16 protein-coding genes are annotated in these 24,222 nt (G+C 72.4%); 9 read left to right on the forward strand and 7 right to left on the reverse strand.

Annotation, left to right across the window (positions count from 1 at the left end; all coding sequences use genetic code 11):
- Window positions 1-8: 8 nt before the first annotated feature.
- Window positions 9-458 (forward strand): DUF421 domain-containing protein, encoded by a 450-nt coding sequence (locus tag IIE03_RS13195; RefSeq protein ID WP_192863225.1) that lies wholly within the window; start codon window positions 9-11, stop codon window positions 456-458.
- A 176-nt stretch (window positions 459-634) separates the two neighbouring features.
- On the opposite strand, the gene IIE03_RS13200 is transcribed toward IIE03_RS13195, so the two are convergent.
- Window positions 635-1,516, reverse strand: a complete 882-nt coding sequence (locus IIE03_RS13200; RefSeq protein ID WP_192863226.1) for a manganese catalase — start codon at window positions 1,514-1,516, stop codon at window positions 635-637.
- A 294-nt stretch (window positions 1,517-1,810) separates the two neighbouring features.
- Between IIE03_RS13200 and IIE03_RS25875 the strand changes: the two genes are divergently transcribed.
- The gene (locus tag IIE03_RS25875) at window positions 1,811-3,667 is read left to right on the forward strand and encodes a glycosyltransferase family 2 protein (protein WP_225997709.1); all 1,857 of its coding nucleotides are present in this window, start codon (window positions 1,811-1,813) and stop codon (window positions 3,665-3,667) included.
- A gap of 116 nt (window positions 3,668-3,783) precedes the next feature.
- On the forward strand, window positions 3,784-4,191 hold the full coding sequence (locus tag IIE03_RS13215; protein ID WP_225997710.1) for a DUF7144 family membrane protein: 408 nt from the start codon (window positions 3,784-3,786) through the stop codon (window positions 4,189-4,191).
- A 33-nt stretch (window positions 4,192-4,224) separates the two neighbouring features.
- On the opposite strand, the gene IIE03_RS13220 is transcribed toward IIE03_RS13215, so the two are convergent.
- A complete protein-coding gene (locus IIE03_RS13220) occupies window positions 4,225-5,193 on the reverse strand; it encodes an MsnO8 family LLM class oxidoreductase (RefSeq protein WP_192863227.1) in 969 nt (322 codons plus the stop codon).
- A gap of 151 nt (window positions 5,194-5,344) precedes the next feature.
- Between IIE03_RS13220 and IIE03_RS13225 the strand changes: the two genes are divergently transcribed.
- The 5 genes from IIE03_RS13225 (at window position 5,345) to IIE03_RS13245 (ending at window position 17,129) form a co-directional block, all read left to right on the forward strand.
- Entirely contained in the window at window positions 5,345-8,305 is a 2,961-nt protein-coding gene (locus IIE03_RS13225; RefSeq protein ID WP_192863228.1) for an ATP-binding protein, read from the forward strand.
- 72 nt (window positions 8,306-8,377) lie between these two features.
- Window positions 8,378-14,581 carry a S8 family serine peptidase gene (locus tag IIE03_RS13230; protein WP_192863229.1) on the forward strand — a complete coding sequence of 2,068 codons (6,204 nt, stop codon included), beginning with the start codon at window positions 8,378-8,380 and terminating at the stop codon, window positions 14,579-14,581.
- 266 nt (window positions 14,582-14,847) lie between these two features.
- Window positions 14,848-16,458 carry a peptidase inhibitor family I36 protein gene (locus IIE03_RS13235; RefSeq protein ID WP_192863230.1) on the forward strand — a complete coding sequence of 537 codons (1,611 nt, stop codon included), beginning with the start codon at window positions 14,848-14,850 and terminating at the stop codon, window positions 16,456-16,458.
- Between the two features lie 212 nt (window positions 16,459-16,670).
- Complete coding sequence (locus IIE03_RS13240) at window positions 16,671-16,835, forward strand: hypothetical protein (protein ID WP_192863231.1); 165 nt, start codon at window positions 16,671-16,673, stop codon at window positions 16,833-16,835.
- A gap of 6 nt (window positions 16,836-16,841) precedes the next feature.
- A complete protein-coding gene (locus IIE03_RS13245) occupies window positions 16,842-17,129 on the forward strand; it encodes a hypothetical protein (RefSeq protein ID WP_192863232.1) in 288 nt (95 codons plus the stop codon).
- Here IIE03_RS13245 and IIE03_RS13250 read toward each other — a convergent pair.
- On the reverse strand, window positions 17,122-18,114 hold the full coding sequence (locus IIE03_RS13250) for a helix-turn-helix transcriptional regulator (protein WP_192863233.1): 993 nt from the start codon (window positions 18,112-18,114) through the stop codon (window positions 17,122-17,124). The genes IIE03_RS13245 and IIE03_RS13250 overlap by 8 nt on opposite strands.
- 223 nt (window positions 18,115-18,337) lie before the next feature.
- Here IIE03_RS13250 and ggt point away from each other — a divergent pair, with 223 nt between their 5' ends.
- Window positions 18,338-20,155 (forward strand): gamma-glutamyltransferase, encoded by a 1,818-nt coding sequence (gene ggt, locus IIE03_RS13255; RefSeq protein WP_192863234.1) that lies wholly within the window; start codon window positions 18,338-18,340, stop codon window positions 20,153-20,155.
- Window positions 20,156-20,240: 85 nt separating this feature from the next.
- Here the strand turns inward: ggt and IIE03_RS13260 are convergent, their stop codons facing one another.
- The 4 genes from IIE03_RS13260 to IIE03_RS13275 form a co-directional block, all read right to left on the reverse strand.
- Window positions 20,241-20,690 (reverse strand): hypothetical protein, encoded by a 450-nt coding sequence (locus IIE03_RS13260; RefSeq protein WP_192863235.1) that lies wholly within the window; start codon window positions 20,688-20,690, stop codon window positions 20,241-20,243.
- Window positions 20,691-20,823: 133 nt separating this feature from the next.
- Window positions 20,824-21,489, reverse strand: a complete 666-nt coding sequence (locus IIE03_RS13265; protein WP_192863236.1) for a response regulator transcription factor — start codon at window positions 21,487-21,489, stop codon at window positions 20,824-20,826.
- Window positions 21,486-22,955: a sensor histidine kinase gene (locus IIE03_RS26750; protein ID WP_192863237.1), complete on the reverse strand. Its 1,470-nt coding sequence runs from the start codon at window positions 22,953-22,955 to the stop codon at window positions 21,486-21,488. The genes IIE03_RS13265 and IIE03_RS26750 overlap by 4 nt, the downstream gene beginning before the upstream one ends.
- The gene (locus IIE03_RS13275) at window positions 22,952-24,205 is read right to left on the reverse strand and encodes a phosphotransferase (protein WP_192863238.1); all 1,254 of its coding nucleotides are present in this window, start codon (window positions 24,203-24,205) and stop codon (window positions 22,952-22,954) included. Before IIE03_RS13275 ends, IIE03_RS26750 begins: the two co-directional genes overlap by 4 nt.
- Window positions 24,206-24,222 lie beyond the last annotated feature (17 nt).

The following is a 24,222-nucleotide window of genomic DNA, read 5'->3' on the forward strand; positions in this document are numbered from 1 at the left end:
GGCTCTCGATGGATGCAGTGCTGCGCGCCGTGGCGATGTACGTCGTCCTGCTGGTCATCTTCCGTTTGACCGGTAAGAGATCGATGGCTCAGGTGACCACGTTCGACTTCATCATCCTGCTCATCGTCGGCGAGGCGACCCAGCAGGCGCTCCTCGGCGAGGACTTCTCCGTGACGCAGGCCGCCCTCGTCATCGCCACCCTCATCCTGCTCGAGCGACTGTTCGACTACGCCTCGTGGCGCCTGCCCCGGTTCCGGCGGATCACGGAGGGCCTGCCCGTGGTCGTCGTCGAGAACGGTCGACCGCTCCAGGACGTCATGACCAAGGAGCAGATCACGACCGACGACGTGCTCAGCGCGGCGCGGGGGTCGCAGGGCCTGGAGCGGATGGACCAGATCAAGTGGGCCGTCCTGGAGAGTTCCGGCGGCATCAGCATCGTGCCGAAGAGCCCTGTCTGACGCAAGGGAACTGCCCGACCGGCATCGAGCAGTTCGCCGGCGTGCCGTACGCCCGGTGAGCCCGACTCCCGGGCCGCGGCGGAGAGCTCCAGCGCGTACGGCGCCAGGGCGGCGAGAGATGTGCCGGGTCCCGGGTCGGTCGGTACCACGTCGGTTCACCGCTCCGTTCCTGCCGGCTACTCCTTGTGAAGTGCGTCCTGGGCGGTGCCCATCGCCTTCTCCACCGGTCCCGGCATGCCTGTGGTGCCGTGCAGGCGCACGTCGGGCTTGGTGGGCGGCGGTGCGGGAACCCCCGCGGGAGGCTCGGCGACGTATTCGAACTCGCCCTTGCCGTCCGGGGTGCGCCCGCTCGCCCAGCTGCCCTCGCTCGCCGCCTGGCCGTCGGAGAAGTTGAGGTACTGGTAGGACGCCTCGCGGTCCTCCTTGCCGAGCGGGAACGTGCTCGGCACCGGCAGGTCCTCGACCCCTTCCTCGCGCAGTTCCCGCGCCGCGGCGATCCACTGGTTCTGGTGCATCGTGTCGCGCGCCAGGAGGAAGGAGAGCAGGTCACGCACGCCCGCGTCGTCGGTCATGTGGTAGAGCCGCGCCACCTGGAGTCTGCCCTGCATCTCCGCGTTCGCGTTCGCCGTGAAGTCGGCCAGCAGGTTCCCGCTCGCGGTCACGTAGTCGGCCGTCCACGGGTTCCCGTTGGAGTCCACGGGCCGGGCGCCCGCACCGGCCACGATCGCATGCTGGGGGTCGGTGCCGCCGATGATCGCGGCAACCGCCGGGTCGTCCTGCATCGCACCCTCGGTGACGCCCAGCGGGGCCTTCTCCAGCAGCTGCGCGATCATGGTCGCGAGCATCTCGACGTGGCCCATCTCCTCGGCGCCGATGCCGTACAGCAGGTCGCGGTACTTGCCGGGCAGGTGCGCGTTCCACGACTGGAACCCGTACTGCATGGCGACGGTGATCTCGCCGTACTGGCCACCGAGCACCTCCTGCAGTTTGCGGGCGTAGACGGCGTCGGGCTTGTCCGGCTTGGCCGCGTGCTGCAGCTCCTGGCGGTGGAAGAACATGACGGGGCTCCTTCGCGATGACTCGTCGGTGGTGGTCCGCTCGCCGGGGCCGGACGGGACCGGCCGCCTTTCGGCGAGACATCACCACTGTCGTCACCGGGTCTCGTCACTCGCATCCCAGGGCCCACGGCCGCTCGAGATCCTGCCGAGGGCCGGGCCGGGCTCCGGATGGAGGAGAGGCTTCGTCCCGAGGTGTCGGGAGAGCCGCTTCTCCGTTACGGTCGAGAGGGGTCAGGACGCGGCTCGTCGGCGCATGAAGCGACGAGGAGGCTGCGCGCATGATCGAGGTGCCCGATGCGTGAAGCGAGAGCGCGGAGCGCCCCGGACGAGTCCTCCGGACGGGTGACGGTCGTGGTGGTCACCCGGAACCGCCTGCCGGACCTGCGCCGGCCCCTGCCCGAGCACGAGGGCCCGGTGATCCTGGTGGACAACGGTTCCACGGACGGGACCCCCGACCGGGTGCGTCGGTACCGGCCCGAGGTCGACGTCGTGGAGCTGGGGGAGAACCGCGGGGTGACCGCACGCGACGTCGGCGTGCGCCGAGCGCGGACTCCCTACGTGGCCTTCGCCGCCGACGACTCGTGGTGGGAACCGGGAGCGCTCGGCGAGGCGGCCCGGCTTCTCGACGCGCACCCGCGGCTGGCGGTCCTCGCGGCGCGCGTGCTGGCGGGGGCCGACGGCGATCCCGATCCCCTCTGCGAGTCGATGGCGGCCTCGCCGCTGGGGACCGCGACGGATCTGCCCGGCCCTTCGGTTCTCGGGTTCCTGGCCTGTGGCGCGGTGATGCGCCGCTCGGCCTACGTCCTGAGCGGCGGGTTCGACGAACGACTGCCCTGCACGGCCGAGGAGAAGCTCGCCCTCGACCTCGCGACGGCCGGCTGGGGCCTGGCCTACGTCGACCGCGTCGTCGCGCACCGTCGTCCTCGAGCGGTGCGCGACGTGCCGGAGCGTCGGGTGCGCGAGGGGCGCGAACGGATCCTGACCGCGTTCATGCGTCGCCCCTGGCCGGTGGTCGCACGCACCCTGGTCGCCGGCGTCCGCGATCGCGGCGTCGGCCCGCGAGCGGTCGCCGGCGCGCTGCCGGAGCTGCCGCGCGCTCTGGCACGACGGCGGACGCTGCCCGAGCGCGTGGAGCGTGCCCGCCTGCTGCTCGACCACCCGGGAACGGGCACCGGCGACGCGGGTACGAAGGCCGAGGCCGCCGAGGTGCGGGACACCCCGGCCCCGCGACCGCTCTCGCACGACCCGGGTGAGACGCGGGACGAACGGGTGTCGGTCGTGATGATCACCCACCAGCGATGCGCGGAGGCGGACGTGGCGTTGCAGCGCCTGCGTGCGCTGCCCGAGCGCCCCAGGATCGTCGTCGTCGACAACGGCTCCACCGACGGGACCGGTCAGATGGTGCGCACCCGGCACCCGGACGCGGTGCTGCTCCGGCCGGGGGCGAACCTCGGCGCGGTCGGCCGTAATCTCGGGGTGGCGGTCTCGGGGACGCCGTACGTCGCCTTCTGCGACGACGACACCTGGTACGAGCCCGGAGCCCTCTCCGCCGCGGCCGACCTGCTCGACGCCCATCCCACGCTGGCGGTGGTGACCGCCCGCATCCTCGTGGAGCCGGGCGGCCGGCTCGACGCCATCTGCGAGGAGATGGCCCGGAGCCCGCTGCCCCGGCCGCCCGGACTGCCCGGCCATCCGCTGCTGAGCTTCCTCGCCGGGGTATCCGTGGTCCGGCGGTCCGCCTTCGAGCAGGTGGGCGGGTTCCACGAGCGGATCTGGCTCGGAGGGGAGGAGGAACTCCTGGCATCGGACCTGGCCCGCGCCGGGTGGCACCTGGCCTACGTGCCCGAGATCGCGGCGCATCACCGCGCCTCCGAGCTCCGGGACCTTCACCTGCGACGCCGGCACGGGATCCGGAACACGCTCTGGTTCACCTGGCTCCGGCGGCCGCCGTTCAGCGCGCTGCGGCGCACGGGCCGGTTCCTGGCGCGGCTGCCCCGGGACCGCGTCACCGCGCTGGGCATCGGCGAGGCCGTGCGAGGGCTGCCCTGGGTGCTGAGCGAGCGCCGGGCGGTCCCGCGAGACGTGGAGGCCGGCTACCGCCTCCTGGACGACATGCAACTCGGCACGGGAACGCGGGACTACAGCTCCTGATCCCGTGCCGGTGAACTCACCCGTTGCGGGTGAGGCCCCGCCGGCCGCGGCGGGCGACGCTGGTCCGGATGTTCCACGCTCCGTGGAGCACGAGGAGTGACTCGGTAGGAGGAGTCATGGACGGCATGGGTGTGGGGCGCAAGGACGCGCCCGACTCGGCTCTCGGCGGCGTTGTCCTCGCGGCCACCATCATGATCATGGTCGGGCTGTTCCAGTTCCTCGAGGGCCTGGCAGCCGTGATCAGCGACGAGTTCTTCGTGGTGCTGCCCAACTACGCGTTCGCGGTCGACGTGACGACGTGGGGCTGGATCCACCTGATCCTCGGCGTCCTGGTCGTGGTCGCGGGCTTCTTCCTGTTCGCCGGCAGCGCGGTCGCCGGAGCGGTCGCGATCGTGCTGGCAGGGGCCACCGCGGTGGCGAACTTCTTCTTCATCCCGTACTACCCGTTCTGGTCGCTCCTGATCATCGCGATCGCGGTGTACGTGATCTGGTCGATCACCCGGGCCGGGCTCTTCGACTCGTAGAGGTGGCCGCCCGGCGGACGACGGCGAGGCCGTTCACCCCTGGAGCGCGGCGAGGGCCTCGTCGAGGTCCGCGAGATCACCGTGATCGAAGGTGTTCGTCGTCGCGAGGACCTCGGCGGCGCCGGTCCGGGCCATCAGCTCTCCGACCTTCGCGGCCACCTGGTCCGGTGTGCCGGCGATCACCGTGTCGTAGGACTTCTCGACCGCGGCGCGCACCCTGGGGCTCCCGGACTCGTCAAGCTTCCTGCGGGCCTCGTCGACGGGCAGCAGGGCCGTGAAGGCGCCGCTCTCGCGGGAGCTCGCCAGCGCCCAGATCTCGGGGAGCAGCAGGTGTCGCGCGCGTTCGGCCGAGTCGGCGACCGCGACGTCGACGCTCGCCACCAGGTACGGGTCGGGGGCGGCCGGGCTGGGGCGGTAGTCGCGGAAGTAGGCGGCGATCGCGTCGGTGTCCACGAGGAGCGGTCCGCCGACGACCGCCGGGAGCCCCAGCTCGGCGGCGAGCGTGAGGCCGTTCTTGACGGCGAGCAGGAACACGGGTGGCGCCGCGGTGTCCGGCCGGGCGACGACCTCGTCGTCGCCGTGCAGGTAGGACCGGAGTTGTTCGACGGCGGCCGCATGCTCGTCGGCGCGGAACGTCGTCCGGCCGAGCGCCCGGCGGACGGAGGAGGTGAACCCCAGCGACGCCCCGATCCCGACGTCGATCCTGCGCGGGTGGAGCGCCTCGAGCAGCCTCACCTGTTCGGCCACGACCAGCGGATTGTGGTTGGGCAGCATGATCCCGCCGGTACCGAGGCGGATCGTGCGCGTCCGGGCGCCGATCGCGGCGAGCAGCACGGTGGGCGCCGCGCTCGCGATGCCCGGCACGGAGTGGTGCTCGGCCACCCAGAACCTGTGCAGCCCGAGGCGCTCGGCCCTCTCGGCCCGCTCGATCGTCCGGGCGATCGCCTCGGCGTCGGACGCGCCGAGGCGGGTCCGGGAGCGATCCAGGATCGAGACGCGCATCGGTGGAGGTCCTCCAGGCCAGGTCCGGACCCGGGAGGCAGACATCCCCGGGCTCTCCGCGTGCAAGGCGCCGGGCACCGACGGTATTCCGGGCCGATCGCGGGGCGCCGGGCTGCTTGCGTCCCGCTGCCCGGCATGGAGATGATCACGCATGCCGCCCTTCCCGCCAGCCGACCACGGGGTTCCGCCGACGGTGTCCACGCCGGAGTTCGTGGGGCGGGACCGGGACATGGAGGCACTCAGGGACGCCGCCTCCCGGCACCCGGCGATCGTCCTGATCGAGGGCGAGGCGGGCATCGGGAAGAGCCGCCTGCTGCAGGAGTGGCTCGCGACGGATGGTCCGCGGCGAGGCCCGGCCCTGCTCTCGGTGTGCCCGCCGCTCCGCGAGTCCTTGACCCTGGGCCCGATCGTCGACGCCTTCCGGGGGGTCACGATGCCGTTCGCGGACCTGGAGCTCACCGGTCTCGCCGGCGTGCTGCGACCACTGTTCCCCGAGTGGTCGGCCGACCTTCCGCCGACGCCGGAGCCCCTGGGCGACGCGCGGGCGTCCCGGCACCGGCTGTTCCGCGCACTGGACGAGCTGATCCACGCGCTCGACGTGAGTCTCCTCGTCCTGGAGGACGCGCACTGGGCCGACGACGTGACGCTGGAGTTCCTTCTCTTCCTCACCTCACGGCTGCCGTCCGGCGGTCCGAGCGTGGTGATCTCCTACCGCCCCGACGAGGTGGACGCCGGGTCGCTGCTGCTCCGACTGACGTCGCGCCTGCCTGCGGGCGTGACGCAGGCACGGATCGCGCCGGCGCCGTTGAGCCGCGAGGACACCGCCACGCTGGTGTCGTCGATGCTCGGCGGGAGCGCGGTGTCGACCGAGTTCACCGAGTTCCTGCAGGAGAGGACCGACGGCCTGCCCGTGGCGCTCGAAGAATCCGTGCGCCTCATGTGGGATCGCGCGGACATCACCGTCCGCGACGGGCAGTGGAGCCGGCGGGAGCTCAGCGAACTGCTCATACCGCCCACCGTGCGCGACTGCACCCGGGAACGCGTCGGCCGGTTGTCGCCCACCGCGAGGCAGGTCCTCAGAGCCGTGGCCACCCTCGCGGAGCCGTCGTCGGACGCCACGATCGCCGCCACGGCCGACCTCGCGCCGTCGGAATGCCGGGCCGGGATCGCGGAGGCGGCCGGCGCGGCCGTCCTCCACGACGACGGACGTGACCTCTGGCGATTCCGGCACCGGCTGGCCGCGGAGGCTGTGTACGAGGAGATCGCGCGAACGGAGCGCGCGGACCTGCATCTCCGGGCAGGTCGAGCGCTGGAGAGCGTCCGCCCGCTACCCGCCGCACGCCTCGCGCACCACTTCCGTGCCGCCGGGGAGACCGAGCTGTGGACCCGATACTCCGAGCGGGCCGCGGAGCACGCGATGGCATCGGGTGACCACACGACGGCGGTCGTGCTGCTGGAGGACCTGTTGTCGGCCGCCGACCTCGCACCGCCCGACCTCGCACGTGTCGCGCGAACCGCCGGAGTCTTCGCGCTCAGCCGCCGCGAACCGCTGGACGACGTCTACCACCGGCTGATCGCCACTTTGCGCGCGGTGCTCGACTCCCCGGAACTCTCCGCCCGCCAGAAGGCCGAGATCCGCAACCCGCTCGGAAGGCTCCTCATCATCGCGGGCGAGGCGAAGGCCGCCCTGGCCGAACTCGAGCAGGCCGTGGCCAACCTCGACCACGACCCGACCGAGGCCGCCCGCGCCATGACCTACCTCGGCTGGGCCTACGCCGGGCCGTGGCCCGCGCGGACGCACGCCCGGTGGCTGCAGCGCGCGGCCGTCATCACGGCCGCCATCACCTCGCCCGCCGACCGACTGAACCTCGCGGGCAACCGTGCCGCCGCACTGCTCATGCTGGGCGAGGAGGAAGCCTGGCAGGTCATCGGCGGACTCCCGCTCGACGGCGCGACCTCGTCCGAACGACTCGATCTCGCCCGCATCCACACCAACATCGGCACCGGCGCACTGATCTGGGGGCGGCACGCCGACGCGGAACGGCATCTCATCGTGGCGACCGGACTCGCCGACACCGAGCAGGCCGCCCGGCTGCGGTACAACGCCGAGATCGAACAGGCCAATCTGGCCTGGCACACCGGCAGGTGGAAAGGACTCGCGGAACGCGGCACCGCACTCGCGGCGACCGACCGGGATCGGCCGACCATCTACCTGGCCACCGTCAGGCTGGCCGCCCGGCTCGCCGCCGCGGCCGGGCGCGACCGTGCCGCCGAGGAACAGTTCCACCTGGTCCTCGAGGAAGCCAGCCGCCTGGGCGCCGTCGACGACACCATGGAACCCGCGGCAGCCCTGGCCAGGCTACGGCTCGCGGTCGGCGACGCCGGCCAGGCGCTGCGGACGACCGACCGGCCGATGGAGACGCTGCGCGCCAAGGGCGTGTGGGTGTGGGGCACCGACCTCGTGCCCGTCCGGGTCGCGGCCTACCTCTCCGCCGGGCGTCCCGACGACGCGAGACGGCTGACCGCGCAGTTCGAGCGAGGCCTGCGCAACCGGTCCGCACCGGGGCCGCGCGCGGCACTCGCCGTGTGTCGCGCGCACCTGGTCGCGGCGGCGGGCGAGCACACGCGCGCGGCGGACGCGTACGCGCGAGCCGCCCGCGCCTGGAGCGCACTGCCCCGGCCGTACGACGCCATGCTCGCCAGGGAGCGACAGGCCGGAGAGCTTCTCGCGGCGGGACGGGCCGACGCGGGCCGGGAACTCCTGGCCGGGCAGTACGAGTCCCTGTTCCGCCTCGGCGCCCGCGGCGACGCCGACCGCGTCGCGCAGCGGCTTCGCGAGCTCGGCGCGGAGGTGCCGCGACTCTGGCGCGGCGGCCGGAAGGGCTACGGCGACCAGCTCTCCCCGCGTGAACTCGACGTCGTGCGCCTGGTCGCCACCGGGAAGACCAACCGCGAGATCAGCCGGATCCTCGCGAAGTCGCCGGCCACGGTGGACCAGCAACTGCGTGCCGCGATGCGCAAGCTGAAGGTCACCTCCCGCACGGCGCTCGCGGTCACCGCCGTCGAGACGGGCGTGCTCCCGGCAGAACGGACCGGCGCGCGCCCGACGTGATTATTGACGCATACGGGGGATAGCGACGGATCCGTCCTGCCCGGAACATGGGGCCCCATGATCCGTGCCCCGATGAAACGTACCGCCGTCGTGGCGTCGCTGGCCCTCACCGTGGGCCTCGGCGTGAGCGGCCCCCTCCCCGCGCTGGCCGCGCCAGCCCCCGAACCCGCCGCGGAGTCGTCCGCGTCCGGCGACAAGATCGAGCCGGCCCTGCGCGACTCGTTCCGCGAGGATCGGACGACGGAGTTCTGGCTCCGGTTCGAGGACCGCGCGGACCTGGAGCCCGCCAGGAGCATCACCGACTGGACCGAACGCGGCCAGTTCGTCTACGACGCGCTGGTCGAGACCGCGGAGACGTCACTGGCGACGGTCTCCGCGGAGCTCGACGACGCGGGCGTGGCCTACGAGTCGTTCCCCATCGCCAACGCCGTCCTGGTCGAGGGCGGCACCGAGGACCTCGCCCTGGAGCTCGCCGCGAACCAGCAGGTGGCCGAGGTCCACGACACGCCGGAGATCGGCCTCGTCGAACCCGTGCTGCCCGAGCCGGACGCACCCGCCGTGCGCGCCGCGGAGGCGGACGTGGACGTGGAATGGGGCCTCGACCACATCAACGCACCCGAGGCCTGGGAGATGGGCGCCACGGGCGCGGGCATCACGGTGTCCAACCTCGATTCGGGTGTCCAGTTCGACCATCCCGCGCTGGTGGGAAGCTACCGCGGCACGAACGCCGACGGGACGTTCGACCACGACTACAACTGGTTCACCACACGCGGTGACTGCGGCGACGTCCCTTGCGACGACAACGGCCACGGCACGCACACCATGGGCACCATGGTGGGCGACGACGGCGCCGGGAACCAGGTGGGCGTGGCCCCGGACGCGGAGTGGATCGCGACGAACGGCTGCTGCGAGGAGACGGGGTTCCAGACGCTGCTCGACTCGGGATGGTGGCTGCTGGCCCCGACCGACCGGAACGGCGAGAACCCGGACGTCTCCCGGCGCCCGCACGTGGTGAACAACTCGTGGGGCTCGTCGGCCGAGCACGCCTTCTCCGACTTCTTCACCGCGATCGACGAGGCCTGGACCGCCGCCGGGATCTTCAGCGTCTGGTCGTCCGGGAACACCGTGCCGGCCGCGGCCTGCGACACCGTCTCCTCGCCGGGGGCCCATCCGGACGCCTACTCGGTGGGCGCGTTCGCCTCGAACGGCGTGCTGGCCGCGTTCTCCCGCAAGGGCGAGGGCGAGGACGGCGTGATCAAGCCGGAGATCTCGGCCCCCGGCGTCGGCGTCCGGTCGGCCTGGCCCGGCAACGGCTACAACACGATCAGCGGGACGTCGATGGCGGCCCCGCACGTCGCGGGCGCCGTCGCGGCGCTGTGGAGCTACGACCCGACCCTCGTCGGACAGATCGAGGAGACACGCCGGCTGCTCGCTGAGTCCGCGGTCGACGTCGACGACACCTCGTGCGGCGGCACCGCGGAGTTCAACAACAAGTACGGCGAGGGGCGCCTCGACCTCGTCCGGCTGCTCCAGCTCGCGCCGCGGGAGGGCGGGACCCTCACCGGTGTCGTCACCGATGACGGGGGGCCGGTGGCCGGCGCCGAGGTGACGATCGACGGCCCGTTCCACCGGACCGTCGGGACGACGCAGGACGGCACGTTCTCCGTACACCTGCCCGAGGGCGACTACGAGCTCACCACGACCGCCTTCGGCTACCTGGACTCGACGACGAGCGCCACGGTCACGGTCGGCGGGAACACCGACGTCGGCATCGCGCTCGCCGTCGCGCCGACGCGCGACGTGAGCGGGACGGTGCTCGGCGAGGAGGGACAGCCGGTTCCGGAGGCGGAGGTGTCGTTGGGCAGGACGCCGCTGGACGCGGTCCGCACCGGCGACGACGGGCGGTTCACGCTCGCGGAGGTCCCCGAGGGCGAGTACGCGCTCGAGGTACGGCCGAACGCCTGCCTCGCACCCGTCACGGTCCCGCTGACGGTCGGTCCGGCGACGGAACCGGTCGAGATCACGGTCCCGCGCGTCGTGGACGAGGGCGGCTACACGTGCACGGTGTCCGAGGGCGAGTACCGCCGCGGCACCGACAAGGTCGAGTTCCCGAGCGGCGTCTGGGCGCGGGTCCCGCTGCCCTCCCCGATCGCGCTCTACAACGGGACCCACGAGACGCTCGGCATCGGCCTGCGCGGGGTCATCTCCGTCGACGACAGCTGGGCGGGTCCCGGCACGGGCGGCGCGGGGGTCTTCCCGTTCTACACCCAGAGCCCGCTGCGGGCGCGCGGCGACGGCAGCGGCGTGTACACGGCGTCCACCACGGTGGACGGCGACGACGCCTTCGTCGTCGAGTACCGGGACATGGTCGTCTGGGGCGGCAGCAACTGGCCCCGGGAGTCGGACGGGACGGTCAGCTTCTCCACGACGTTCACCCGGTCCGGAACGGTGATCGTCGCCTACGGCGACGGCGTCGGCGGCAGCGACCCGCTGACGGCCGGCCTCGTCACGACCACGGGCATCCAGGGCTGGGAGGGCGTGGACGGCATCCGCTTCTCGGAGAACGCCCCGGTGCTGTACGACGGGCTGGTCGTCACCTACGACCTGCCCGACTTCGGGTACGTCGACGCGACCGTCGTCGACCGGAACGACGGCCTGCCCGTGGAGGGCGCCACCGTGGCGATCTCCGACGACGACGGCCTGGTCGAGAGCCTCACGACGACGTCGACCGGCGCCCTGCGCCGCCAGCTCCCCGTCGGGGACTACACGATGACGGTCACCGCCCCGGACTACGTGACCGAGACCCACGAGTTCTCCCTCGGCGAGCTCTACGCGGAGACGGAGGTCGACGCGCGGCTGGCGACCGGCGTCGCGGACGTCGCCACCGAGGGCCTGGACACCGTGCTCGGCACGGACCAGCACGGCGCGGGCTCTCTGACGCTGACCAACACCGGTTCCGCGCCCGTCACGTACGAGCTGGGGGAGATGGCCCGCCACCCCGAGCTGGACGCGGACGACGCCACGGCCCGCACCGGCACCGGCGCGGACAGCACGATCGACCTGACCGCCTGGAACGAGGCGGCGGCCCGCGGGCACGAGCCCTCGGCCGCCGAGGGCCGGGCGAAGCAGAACGCGGACACCGCGGCGGCGGGGGAGCCCGACGAGATCGGAACCCACGCCGGCGGCGATGTCATCACCCGGATCCCGATCCCCGGCGACGCCGACGAGAAGGAGCCCACCGGGCTCGGCTACGACGGGGACGTGTGGGTCCACGACTACGACGCACGGACCAACACCGCGTACACGGTGTCGGGCCGGAAGACCGGCAAGGAGTTCGCCGCGGAGTGGAACCCCGACTACCGGGCGTTCGACATGGCCTTCGACTCCCGGACGGGGGACATGTGCCAGATCGAGGACAGCCCTGCGAGCCGCATCCACTGCTTCGACCCCGACACGGGGGAGAAGACCCGCGAGATCTCCGGAGCGTGGTCGAACACCCAGCTCACCGGCCTCGCCTACAACGCGGAGCGGGACGTGTTCTACGTGGGCGGGCGCGGGATCGGCGCGATCGGGACCGTCGCGGGCACCTCGCACGAGACCCCGGGGGAGTTCCTCTCCTACTGCTCCCCGCCGCTGCCCGAGGTGATGGGCCTGGCCTACAACGCCACCTCCGACACGATCTGGTACTCCGACCTCGCCGTGAACCGGCCCAGCCGGCTGCTGCAGGTGGATCCGGTCGACTGTTCGCTCGTCAACGCCTGGTGGTTCCCGGGACGGCTGCAGCGTCAGGGCGGCGGCCTCGCCACGGACGCCACCGGCGCCTTGTGGGCGACCGACCAGATCGCCGACGAGGTGCTGCTCGTCGACGTCGAGGACGACCTGACCACGGATCTGCCCTGGCTGTCGCTGTCCGCGACCGGCGGCACGCTCGCGCCGGGAGAGTCGGCCACCGTGGACGTCACCCTGTCGGCCGACGACGTCGAACCAGGCGTCCTCGGCGCGAACATCGTCGTGACGTCCGACGCCGGCCGGCAGTCCAAGCAGTACGTGCCCGTCACGCTGACGACCACCGAGTTCCAGGTCGGGGTGAACGCCGGAGGGTCGGCGTACACCGACGCGGACGGCTTCGCCTGGGAGGCCGACCGGTCGTTCGACGAGGGTTCCTGGGGCTACCGCGGCTGGACACGGCGCGCCACCACGCACCGCGCGGTGGCAGGCACCGCGGACGACGCCCTGTTCCGGTCCCAGCGCACCACGTGGCGCAAGGACCTGCACTACGAGTTCGACGACGTCCCGGAGGGCACCTACCTGGTGGAGCTCGGCTTCGCCGAGATCGAGCACGCGGCACCGGGCCGGCGGGTGTTCGACGTGCTCGTGAACGACTCGCTGGAGCACTACGCGTACGACGCGGCGCGGATGGCGGGCCGGAACACCGCGGACTGGCGCACCGCCGTCGTCGAGCATCCCGGAGGACCGCTGACCGTGGAGCTCCGAGGGTCCCTGGGGCTGCGGCCCCCGAGCCTCGCGGCGCTGCGGGTGACCCTCGACCCGCGGGCCGCCGAGGACCCGGAACCCGCGCCCGAGCAGCCGGAGCCGGAGGAGGTGCCGGTGGCACCCGCCGACCGTGCCTACACGGTCACGGAGACGACGGGCCTGTACCGCCAGGGCACGACGGACACCGGGTGGTCCGGCCGGTTCGGCTGCGGGGTGCTGTGGTTCGGCTTCGACTTCCCGTTCTACGACACGGCCTGGGACGGGGTCTGCGTCGCGATGAACGGCATGCTCACCTTCGACCGGAGTCGCACCAACGCGACCAACACGGAGCTGCCGACGCGGTCGCCCGCCGACGCGATCTACCCGTTCTGGGACGACCTGGTCGTGGACGACGAGGCGGGCATCCACATCGGCGTGACGACCGTCGACGGGCTCGACGCGCAGATCATCGAGTACCGCGACGTCACCTTCCATGACGAGCCGTCGGAGCGCGTGAGCTTCTCCGTGACGCTCGTGGCGGACGGGCGCATCCAGCTGGGCTACGGCGAGGGCTTCGGCGGGGAGAACCCCCGGACGCACGGGGCCTCCGCCACGGTCGGCGTCGAGCGTCTCGACGGCCTGCGGGCACAGCAGTACTCGTTCGACCAGCCCGTCCTGACGGCCGGGACGGGGATCGAATACGTCCTGCCGGCGTCGGGCACGATCGAGGGGGAGGTCACGGACGCCAACGACGGCGAGCCGATCGCGGGCGCGATCGTCACGCTGACGGACGACGACGGCTTTTCCCGGACCATCACCACCAACGCGCAGGGTCTCTGGAAGGCCCAGGCGCTGGTGGGCGACCACACGGTGGAGGTCCGCACACCGGACTACGAGACCGTGCGCGACACGGTGACCGTCGCCGTGAGGGGCGACGCCGAGGTGATCGACACCGCGCTCGCCACCGGCGTCGCCGAGATCTCGGGGGACGACCTCGAGTGGTTCCTCGGTCCGGACGGGAGCGCGTCCTCGGAGCTGACGGTCACGAACACGGGGTCCGCGCCGCTGGAGGTCGAGCTGACCGAGCAGGGCCGGGACGACGAGGGCGGCCGCGTACCCGCCGACCTGCCTTGGCTCGAGATGTCCGGTGATGCGGCCGACGGCACCGTCGAACTGGGCGTGGGGGACTCCACCACGGTCACCGTGTCCGTCGACAACGCCGGCATCGATCCCGGCGTGCAGGTCGGCGACGTCCTCGTGTCCTCGACCGCCGGCCGGTCGCCCGAGCAGTACCGGCGGGCCAGGATGGCCACCTCGGCCTACTGGCTGGGGGTCGACGTCGGCGGACGCGGACTGGTCGACTCGGACGGCTTCGTGTGGTCGGCCGACCGCGCGCTCCGGCCGGGCTCCGGCGGGTGGGGATACGACGGCGGCGTCAAGCGCTCCACGAGGGCCGGCATCGACGGCACCGAGGACGACGAGCTGTTCCGTACCCAGCGGACCGGCAGGACGTTCTCCTACGTGTTCGAGGACGCCCCCGAGGGCGGATACCGCATCGCCCTCGGCTTCGCCGAGCTCAGCAGGATCGGGCCCGGCGCGCGGACCTTCGACGTGCTGGTGAACGGCGAGGTCGTGCTCTACGAGTACGACGCGCGGGCCGAGGCGGGCGTGCTGACCGCCGACGAGCACTCGGCCACGGTCGAGCACCCGGGAGGTGACCTGACGGTCGAGCTGATCGGCGAGACCGGCAAGCGCCACCCGATCCTCAGTTCCCTCGCGGTCCTGGAGGATCCGCGTCTCTGACGCGGCCGGGACGCCCGCGGCGTGGCTGCTCGCGATCCGAGCCGCCACGCCGCGGTGCGCAGTGGCACATCGGTGACAGGCGCGCACAATGCACCTTGCGGCCATGAATTCGACCGCTGTCCGCCGTCGTGAGCAATGAGTGATGGCACCTTTCTCCCACTTCCCGGGGTGCTCCGGGAATTGCCAGCATCTCTGTGTCCGGTCCGAAACCCGAACCGGTGGAGAAACTATCGGGCGCACGGCGACCCGGTGGAGGGAGAATATTGATGAGAAGAGCGTCTGCGCTTCTCGCGGTGATCTCGTTGGTGGCCTCGATCCTGGGGATCGCGGTCGGTGTGGCGGCGCCCGCGTCCGCCGCGGCACGTGACGGGGTCTGCGACGGCGGTGAGTTCTGCTATTACTACAACAGCAACAACGCGGGGTCCGTCTCGGACTTCACCGCGTCCGTCAGCGACTACGGCACCACGCAGCCCTCGTGCTACGACTTCAAGGGGTCGGGCAACGGCCAGGGCGACTGCATCAAGAACAACGCGGCCTCGGTGTGGAACCGGTCCGGTGAGACGGTTCGCGTCTACTTCAACACCGGCTACGGCGGCATCTATCAGAACATCGGCCCCGGGTACAAGGGCCAGCTCATGGCCGAGTTGTACAACAACAACGCCTCGCACCAGTTCGTCGGGACCGCCGGCACCGACACCGGCGCCCGCAGCGGAACCTGTGAGAGCGGCGAGTTCTGCTACTACTACAACAGCGGCAACGCGGGGTCCATCTCGGACTTCACCGAGTCCGCCGGCAACTACGGTGACGCGCAGCCGACGTGCTACGACTTCAAGGGCGCCGGCGCCGGTCAGGGTCAGTGCATCAAGAACAACGCGGCCTCGGTGTGGAACCGGTCCAGCAAGACGGTCCGCGTCTACTACAACAGCTACTACGGAGGCTCCTACCAGGACATCGCGCCGGGCTACAAGGGCCAGCTGAACAGCACCGTCTACAACAACAACGCCTCGCACCAGTTCATCGGGGCGCCCAGCGCCGGCAGCGGGTCGCGCAGCGGCACCTGTGAGAGCGGCGAGCTCTGCTACTACTACAACAGCGGCAACGCCGGGTCGATCTCCGACTTCACCGACTCCGTCGGCGACTACGGCACCACGCAGCCGTCCTGCTACGACTTCAAGGGGTCGGGCAACGGCCAGGGCGAGTGCATCAAGAACAACGCCGCGTCCGTGTGGAACCGGTCCGACCAGACGGTCTGCGTCTACTACAACAGCTACTACGGTGGTTCTTCGCAGGAGCTGGCGCCGGGCTTCAAGGGCCAGCTGAACGGCACCCTGTACAACAACAACGCCTCCCACAAGTTCATCTCGGGCACTGAGTGCCCGGTGTCGAGCGGTGGCGGGGGCGGCGACACCGGTGGAGGCGGCACCGGCGGTGGCGACACCAGCGGGACGTACTCCGAGAAGGTCGAGCGGGTCATCGCGGCCGCGCTGTCGCAGACCGGCCAGGGCCTGAGCTATTCCTGGGACGGCGGCGACAGGTACGGCCCGGGCTACGGCGTCTGCTGCAGCCCAAGTGGCTACGATGACCGCAACCGGTGGGGCTTCGACTGCTCCGAGTTCATGAACTACGCGTTCTGGCAGGGTGCGGGCATCTACCTCGGTACGTACACCGGCGCCCAGGTCAACAAGGGCACGGTTGTCTCGATGAGCAACCTGCGGCGTGGCGACCTGATCTTCTGGGGCGGCTACTCGAGCACCTACCACGTCGCCCTGTATCTGGGCAACGGCCAGATGGTCGAGGCGGCACCGCCGCGCGGCACGAACAGCGTGCACGTGACGAACGTGTACGGCGGTGACTTCGGAATCCGGGTGAACATGTGATCCGGTAACGAGGGGCGAGACCGGCAGGGTGCTGCCACCGAATTCGGTGGCAGCACCCTGCCATTCCCTTTTATCCGGGCAGGAATGGACACGGCACTTTCGTGACAGCCCGATTCTCTTGTTGTGCCGCCGGTGCCAGGAAATGATGGGGACAACAGCAAGGAATTCGCACGCCGAACCACGCCGAGAACCACCCCGAACGGAGAGTCATCGTGCAGAGGAACACCGTCCACCGCGCCGCCGCCGTCGTTCTCACCGCCGTCCTGCTCGCCGCCGCCGGCCAGGGAACCGCCGCCGCGGCCGATCCGCAGTGGGAGGCGGCCGTCGCCGCGGACCCGCAGTGGGAGGCGGCCGCCCTGGACGCCACCCCGCGCTGACGAGCGATGCGCATCGTCATCGCTACGGTCGAGACACCCGAGGCAGCGGCCTGGACCACGCCGGCGAGCATCATCGCGGCGGTCCGGGCCGCCGCCGTTCCGGAGGACGAACTGGCACACGTCTACGCCGACCTGCTGCCGGCCGGGTTCGGCGTGGTGGTCTATCTCCTGGTGCCGCGGGCGCGCGCGGCGGCGACCGGCAGCCGGCTGATCCTCGCCGCGGCGGACTCGCTGGAGCTGGCCGACTGGACGCTCGGCGAGGTCAAGGTCTGGGACCCGGCACCATTCAGCTGAGGTCGGCCGGGTCCAGCCAGCCGCGGTCCAGCGCCCGCGCCCCGGCCTGGAAGCGGCTGCTCGCGTCCAGGCGTTCCATGAGGCCACTGCTCAGCCGGCGCACCGTGCGCAGCGACACGCCGAGCCGGCGGCCGGCCGCGTCGTCCGTCGCCCCCTGGGCCCAGAGCCGGAGGAGCTCGAGCTCCTGCACGGACAGGCCGTCGTCGTCGCGGCGCCGGTCCGCGCCGATCGGGGTGGCCGCGCGCCAGGCCTGCGTGAACAGCGCCACGAGTGCGGCGACGACGCCGGGTGACGTCATCACGACGGCGCCGGAGCCGGACTCGGTGTCGGTCAGGGGGACCATCGCGTGGTCCTGGTCGATGATCTGCAGCCGGACGGGGACCGTGGCGGCCAGCCGCACCTCGGCCCCGTTGTTGCGCAGCCACGTCGCGTGCTGCCAGGTCGCCTGGTCGTTGCGGATGCTCTCCAGGTAGACGGTGCGCATCCGCACGCCACGCTCCAGCAGCGCCTGGCTCAGCGCGCGGCTCGACCGCAGCGCGCGCGACGACGTGGCCCGGGTCGGCACGAACGTGCACAACTCCTGCGTGCACTGCTCGGTCAGCGTCGCGAGGCGGTCCCTCGCCTCCTCCGCGGTCTCGAGGATCTCGACGTCGGGCCCCTTGCGGACGTTCCGCAGCTCGGAGACGAGGCGTGCGAGGGCCACCCGACCCTCCTCGATCTCCTGGTTGCGCCGTGCGACCTCCGCCTGCTCCCGCGCCAGCAGGGCGGCCAGCCCGACCTCGGGGCTGACCGGACGGTACCCGTCGTCACCTGCCCACGACTCCTCGACGAGCATCAGGCGGGACAGCTCGTCCAGCGCGTCGCGGACCTCCGTCTCGGTGATCCCGAGCGCCTCGGCGATCCGGCAGGGGCCGGCGTCGCGCTCCCTCAACATCTGCAGGTAGACCGACTCGGCCGCGCCGGACATGCCAAGGCCTTGCAACATTCTGACTCCCCGATCGAACGGACGGAGCCCCGGGCGGCCGTCCCCGGTGTCGGATGATCGCACAGGGACTCGGGCTCGACCAGAACTTTGCCCTGATTTCACCCTCGTCGTTTCCTGTGCTTCTGACCTGCGCGTTCAGGCAACCTCCCGGCGGGATGCTGCGTCTAAGGTCGTGGCAGCCCGGTAGCGGGTAGCGACGTACATCTGAGGAGGACCTGCCCCTATGAGCAGGAGATTCGTTCGTTCGTCGGCGGTTGCCGGCGCCCTGGCCGTGGTGCTCGCGAGCACCGTGGCCGCGAGCCCGGCCGGTGCCTCGGGCACCGGCTCGCCGCAGGAGCCGCCACGCGTGGCGACGTCGGTCGGGTACGGCGGGGCGGTCAGCTCGCTCGACCCGGTCGTCTCCGAGATCGGCCTGAGGGTCCTGCGGCGAGGCGGCAACGCGACGGACGCCGCCGTCGCGATGGCGGCGGCCATCGGCGTGACCGACCCGTACAGCGCGGGGATCGGCGGCGGCGGGTTCTTCGTGCACTACGACGCCGCGACGGGCGAGGTCGAGACCATCGACGGGCGCGAGACGGCCCCGGCGGCGATGGAGCGCGACGCGTTCGTCGATCCGGAGACCGGCAGCCCGTACCCGTTCTACCCGGACCTGGTGACCGGCGGCGTCAGCGTCGGTGTCCCGGGAACCCCCGCGACGTGGGAGCGGGCGCTGGAGCGGTGGGGGACGACGACGCTCGCCCAGGCGCTGCATCCGGCGACGGTCGTGGCGGAGCGGGGCTTCGTCGTCGACCAGCTCTTCCACAACCAGACGGAGGCCAACCGCCAGCGCTTCGAGGCGTTCACCTCCTCGAGCGAGCTGTTCCTGCCGGGCGGCGAGGCGCCCGCGGTCGGGTCGGTGTTCCGCAACCCGGACCTCGCCGCGACGTACCGGATGCTCGCCCGGGGCGGGATGGACGCGTTCTACGAGGGGCCGCTCGCGCAGGAGATCGCCGACGCCGTGCGGACGCCGCCCGTCGCGGAGGGTACCGAGCTGCCGACGCCGGCCGGGTCGATGACCGCCGAGGACCTCGCGTCGTACGAGGCCGTGGACCGGGAGCCGACGGTGAGCTCGTACCGCGGGTACGACGTCTACGGGATGGCGCCGCCGTCGTCGGGCGGGACCACGGTGGGCGAGGCGCTGAACATCCTGGAGCAGTTCGACCTGGCCGCCATGGACGACCCGGCCGCGCTGCACCACTACATCGAGGCGAGCGCGCTGGCGTACGCGGACCGCGCGGCCTACTCGGGCGACGGCGACTTCGTCGACGTCCCCGTGGCCGGGCTGCTCGACGACGCCTTCGCACGGGAGCGGGCCTGCCTGATCGACCCGCAGGCCGCGGCGCCGAAGCCGGTGGCGGCCGGTGACGCCCGGTCGTACGACGGCGAGTGCGGCGAACCCGCCGCGCCGGCTCCCGAGCCCGAGGACACCGAGAGCACGTCGACCACCAACCTGACGGTGGCCGACCGCTGGGGCAACGTGGTCGAGTACACACTCACCATCGAGCAGATCGGCGGCTCGGGGATCGTGGTGCCCGGGCGCGGGTTCCTGCTCAACAACGAGCTCACGGACTTCAGCATCACCTACGACGCCGAAGACCCGAACCGGATCGAGCCGGGCAAGCGCCCGCGCTCGTCCATGTCGCCGACGATCGTCCTGGCCGACGGGGAGCCGGTGCTCGCGCTCGGGTCGCCCGGCGGATCGACCATCATCACCACGGTCCTGCAGATGCTGATCAACCGGATCGACCGGGGCATGACGATCCAGGAGGCGATCGCCGCGCCGCGCGCGACGCCGCGAAACGGGACCTGGACGGTGTCCGAGCAGGGGTTTATCGACAGCTACGGCGCCGACCTGAACGCGTACGGCCACAACCTGTGGCCGACCACGAACGTCGGCGCGGCCACCGCCATCGAGATCGGCCCGCGCGGCCGGCTCACCGCCGTGGCGGAGCCGACCCGCCTCGGCGGCGGATCGGCCCGGGTGGTGTGGCCGACGGAGTAGCGCTCACCGCGGCCGTGCGGCGACCGGTCGCGCGCGCCCCCGCCACCGGCTGTCCGGTGGCGGGGGCGCGGGGAGCCGGGCCTCGTCAGTCGTCGGCCGAGTCGTCGGCCGAGTCGTTCGCCGAGTGGTCGTCCCCGTCGTCGTCGCGGTCGCCGGCGGAGTCGTCGTAGTTCGCGTCGTTGGGCGAGTCCGCCGACCGGGCGGAGCCCGCCGTGTCGCGGGCCGACTCGTTGGGGGAGTCCGCCGACTCCGGCGACGGATCGTAGTTGGCGTCACCCGGCGAGTCCGCCGAGCGGGCGGAGCCCGCCGTGTCCCGCGCGGACTCGTCGGGGGAGTCCGCCGACTCGGGCGAGTCGTCCGCGGGTGCGGCGGCACCGCCGTCGGCCGGCGTCCCGCCGGACAGGGCGACGGCGGCGGCCGACTCGGCACGGGGGACGGGGTCGTTCAGCGCGACGGCGGTGCCCGTGCCGGCGATTGTCATCACGGCGGCCGTCCCGATGACGGCCCAGCGCTTCTTCCCGGTCGAAGGATTCATGAGGGTGACCTCCCGGTGTCGTGGCACCCCCGTCGGGTACCTCGTGCCCACGAGTCTGTGCTGCCCGGATGAGGTGCCGAGGAGACCAGGATGAGACGATTCCCATGATTCTCCGGTGCCTCCCCGGGAGCCCTCAGCCCCGGAACCGGTAGCCCGCGCCGCGGATCGTCTCGATCCGGTCCGCGCCCAGCTTCTTGCGCAGGTACCGCACGTACACGTCCACCACGTTGGACCCGGGGTCGAAGTCGTAGCCCCACACCCGCGACAGGAGCTGCTCACGGGACAGCACCTGGCCCGGATGGCTCAGGAACACCTCGGCGAGCGCGAACTCCCGCGCCGACAACTCCGTCTCGCGCCCGTCCACGCTCACGGTGCGGGCCCGCAGGTCGAGCCCGACCCCGCCGTGCTCCAGCCGGTCCGGCGGCGCGGTCTCCGCCGTCGCGCGACGCAGCCGGAGGCGGATCCGGGCGAGCAGCTCGTCGAACCCGAACGGCTTGGACATGTAGTCGTCGGCGCCGCCCTCCAGCCCTGCGACCCGGTCCGAGAGCGAGTCCCGCGCGGTGAGGATGACGACCGGCAACGTCGAGCCGACGTCGCGCAGCCGCTGCAGCACCGTGAACCCGTCGAGCACGGGCAGGCCGATGTCCAGCACCATGAGGTCGTAGCCGCCCGACATGGCGTGCGCGAGCGCCGAGGCGCCGTCGGGCACGACCGTGGGCTGGAACCCGTGCGCCGTGAGTCCCTTGCGCACGAACTGCGCGATGCGCTCCTCGTCCTCCGCGATCAGGATCTGGTTCATCCCGCCTCCTCGCTCACCGTGTCCCTGGGCCCCTGCGGACCGCCGCCGTCCGCCGGCCACGTCATCACGAAACGCGCCCCTCCGCCGTCGGCCCGCTCCACCGTCACGTCCCCGCCGTGCCCCTGCGCGATCGCGCGCACGATCGCGAGCCCCAGGCCGGACCCCGGGATCCCGCCCGTCGTGCTGCCCCGCGCGAACCGGTCGAAGATGCGGTCCGCCTCCTCCGGCGGCACGCCCGGCCCGGTGTCCCGGACCCAGAGCCGCGCCCGGCGCCCGGACGGGCCGTCGAACACCTCCGTGCCGATCCCCACCTCGTCCTCGGCCCCCGTGAACTTCACCGCGTTGTCCGCGAGCTGCAGTGCGGCCTGGGTCAGCCGGTGCGCGTCGGCGACGACGTCGGCGTCGGCGCGGGCGTCGACCACCCAGCGGCGCGGGCCCAGGGCCAGCGCCTTGTCGTGCACGTCGTCCGTGAACCGGCCCAGGTCCACGGGCGCCGGGGTGATGAAGTCGGACCGCTCGGACTTCGCGAGCAGCACGAGCTCCTCGACGATCTGCCCCATCCGGGACGTCTCGTCGAGCAGCAGCTCCCGGGTCTCCCGCACGTCCGCCGGATCGTCCGGGTCGAGCACCTCCAGGTGCCCGCGCAGCACCGTCAGCGGCGTCCGGAGCTCGTGCCCGGCGTCGTCCAGGAACTGCCGCTGCGTCTCGATGGCGGTCGACAGCCGGTCGAGCATGGTGTTGAAGGCGCCGGCGAGATCGCCGAGGTCGTCGTCGGTGGCGACGGCCGCCCGCTCGGAGAGGTCGGTCTCGGTCACCCGGGCGGCCGTGGCGCCGAGCTGCCGCAGGGGCCCGAGCAGGCGGCTCACCACGAACCACGCGAACAGCCCCAGCAGGACCAGTGCCACGGAACAGACGACGGTGTAGGTGCGCATGACGTCCGTCTCGGGCGCGAGCGCCCGGTCGAGGGCCGCCGCCATGACGTAGGCGCCCACCTCACCGCGGTCCGCGACCGTCACGGGGACGACGACGAACCACACGCGCCCCACCTCCGTGTCGATCTCGCGCTGGAACGTCCGGTCCGACGCCGGCGTCAGGCCAGCCACGACCTCCCGGACCACCGGGTGCTCGGCCACCATCCCGCCCAGCGCGGGCGGGTTCGACTGCTGGTACGCGCCGTCCAGGTAGCTGACGAACGCCTCGTTCGTGCCCGGCACGTTGCGCTCCATCGCCACGCTCATCAGCCGCCCGGCGCCGCGGAACTCCGCGCCGGTGGCCGGGTCCACGCCCGTGTCCGCCAACTGCCGGAGCTCCGCGTACTCCTGGTCGAAGTCCTCGGAGATGTCGTCGACGATCCGCTGGGTCTGGATGGCGTGGGTGAGCAGGCCCGCGCCGAGCAGGCCCAGCGCGGTCACCGCCACGACCACCGACACCACCTTGGCCCGCACCGAGGGCCGGCGAAAGCTCACGCCGCGCCTGCGCCGGGCAGCGGGCACCGGGTCCCGTCGAGCCACCCGGCGACGGCGTCCAGACGACGCGACGTGGCGGCCTGCCACTCGCGCTCCTGGACCCGGTGCGGGCCCGTGGCCAGCGACAGCAGGACACCTGCGACGCGCGTGGACAGGTCTCGCGCGTCCACGCCCCGGCCTCCGGGCGCGGCCACGAATCCCGCCGCGTAGTCCGCCGCCAGCCGGCGCATCCGCGCCCCCCGGGCCGCCCGCCCCGGATCGGTACCACCCCCGAGGGAGAGCACGTCGAGGTGCGCGACCAGGCACGCGAGATCGTCCGCACGATGGCCCGGGCCGGCCGAGTCGACGTCGAGCAGCCCGGTGACGCGGTCGCCCGTGAGCATGATCTGTGCCTCGTACAGGTCGCCGTGCGTCGGGTCCGTCCCCGTGCCGCGCTCGGCCAGGCGCTCGCGGATCGCCCCGGCGAGATCGGCGGCGCGGCCGGCCTCGGCGGGCAGTGCCGCGCCGATCATGGCGGCGTAGTGCCTGGCCGACTCGCTCCACGCCGGACGACGAGGCAGGTCGCACACGTCGGCGGGCAGGCGATCGAGCAGGTCCAGCAGATCCTGCGGCGACGGGACGGCCTTCCCGTCCCGGACCGCGGCGCGCATCTCGGTCCCGTGCAGCGGGGACAGCACCAGCAGGCCGTCGTCGGACCAGCCGAGGGGACGGGGGACGGGCAGCCCGGCGTCCGACAGCAACGCGTGCCGCCGGTGCAGGCCCTCGACCCTGCGTGGACGCAGCACCTTGAGGAACATCCGCGCCGACGCCGACCTGGCCTCGATCACCGCGCGGCGCGTCGGCCGGTAGGCCCGGACCGCGAGCTCAGGAGCTGCCCGTCCGTCCGGATCCACGCCGAGGTCCGCCAGCAGCTCCTCGACCCCCTCCCGATCGAACGCGCGCGGCAGCGCCGGCAGCCCGGGATCATCCGGGAACCGCCAGACGGCGACGGTCGTGTCGCCGTCGGACAGCGTGACCACGCCGGGCCCGCCGCCGTCACGGGTGCGGCCCACGCTCGCGCCGAGCGTCTCCGAGCGCGTCGCCCCGTTCCGGCGGACGGTCGCCCGGTACGCCACCGTCGTCGCCGCGCCCGGACGATGGTCCACCTGACGCACCCGCCAGTCCACGAGCTCGCCGCCGGACGCCGCCACCGCGGCGCCCAGCAGCTCCGCGGCGGCGTCGCCGGTCAGGAGATCGAGGGACGCGTCCATCCCGTCATACTTGCAGC

Source organism: Myceligenerans pegani (assembly GCF_014892515.1).
Lineage (GTDB): Bacteria > Actinomycetota > Actinomycetes > Actinomycetales > Cellulomonadaceae > Myceligenerans > Myceligenerans pegani.

Bases quoted from the DNA above. Each gene is read 5' to 3' on its own strand.
- IIE03_RS13195 (WP_192863225.1), top strand. From the start codon at position 9: ATGGATGCAGTGCTGCGCGCCGTGGCGATGTACGTCGTCCTGCTGGTC.
- IIE03_RS13200 (WP_192863226.1), bottom strand. From the start codon at position 1,516: ATGTTCTTCCACCGCCAGGAGCTGCAGCACGCGGCCAAGCCGGACAAG.
- IIE03_RS25875 (WP_225997709.1), top strand. From the start codon at position 1,811: ATGCGTGAAGCGAGAGCGCGGAGCGCCCCGGACGAGTCCTCCGGACGG.
- IIE03_RS13215 (WP_225997710.1), top strand. From the start codon at position 3,784: ATGGACGGCATGGGTGTGGGGCGCAAGGACGCGCCCGACTCGGCTCTC.
- IIE03_RS13220 (WP_192863227.1), bottom strand. From the start codon at position 5,193: ATGCGCGTCTCGATCCTGGATCGCTCCCGGACCCGCCTCGGCGCGTCC.
- IIE03_RS13225 (WP_192863228.1), top strand. From the start codon at position 5,345: ATGCCGCCCTTCCCGCCAGCCGACCACGGGGTTCCGCCGACGGTGTCC.
- IIE03_RS13230 (WP_192863229.1), top strand. From the start codon at position 8,378: ATGAAACGTACCGCCGTCGTGGCGTCGCTGGCCCTCACCGTGGGCCTC.
- IIE03_RS13235 (WP_192863230.1), top strand. From the start codon at position 14,848: ATGAGAAGAGCGTCTGCGCTTCTCGCGGTGATCTCGTTGGTGGCCTCG.
- IIE03_RS13245 (WP_192863232.1), top strand. From the start codon at position 16,842: ATGCGCATCGTCATCGCTACGGTCGAGACACCCGAGGCAGCGGCCTGG.
- IIE03_RS13250 (WP_192863233.1), bottom strand. From the start codon at position 18,114: ATGTTGCAAGGCCTTGGCATGTCCGGCGCGGCCGAGTCGGTCTACCTG.
- ggt (WP_192863234.1), top strand. From the start codon at position 18,338: ATGAGCAGGAGATTCGTTCGTTCGTCGGCGGTTGCCGGCGCCCTGGCC.
- IIE03_RS13260 (WP_192863235.1), bottom strand. From the start codon at position 20,690: ATGAATCCTTCGACCGGGAAGAAGCGCTGGGCCGTCATCGGGACGGCC.
- IIE03_RS13265 (WP_192863236.1), bottom strand. From the start codon at position 21,489: ATGAACCAGATCCTGATCGCGGAGGACGAGGAGCGCATCGCGCAGTTC.
- IIE03_RS13275 (WP_192863238.1), bottom strand. From the start codon at position 24,205: ATGGACGCGTCCCTCGATCTCCTGACCGGCGACGCCGCCGCGGAGCTG.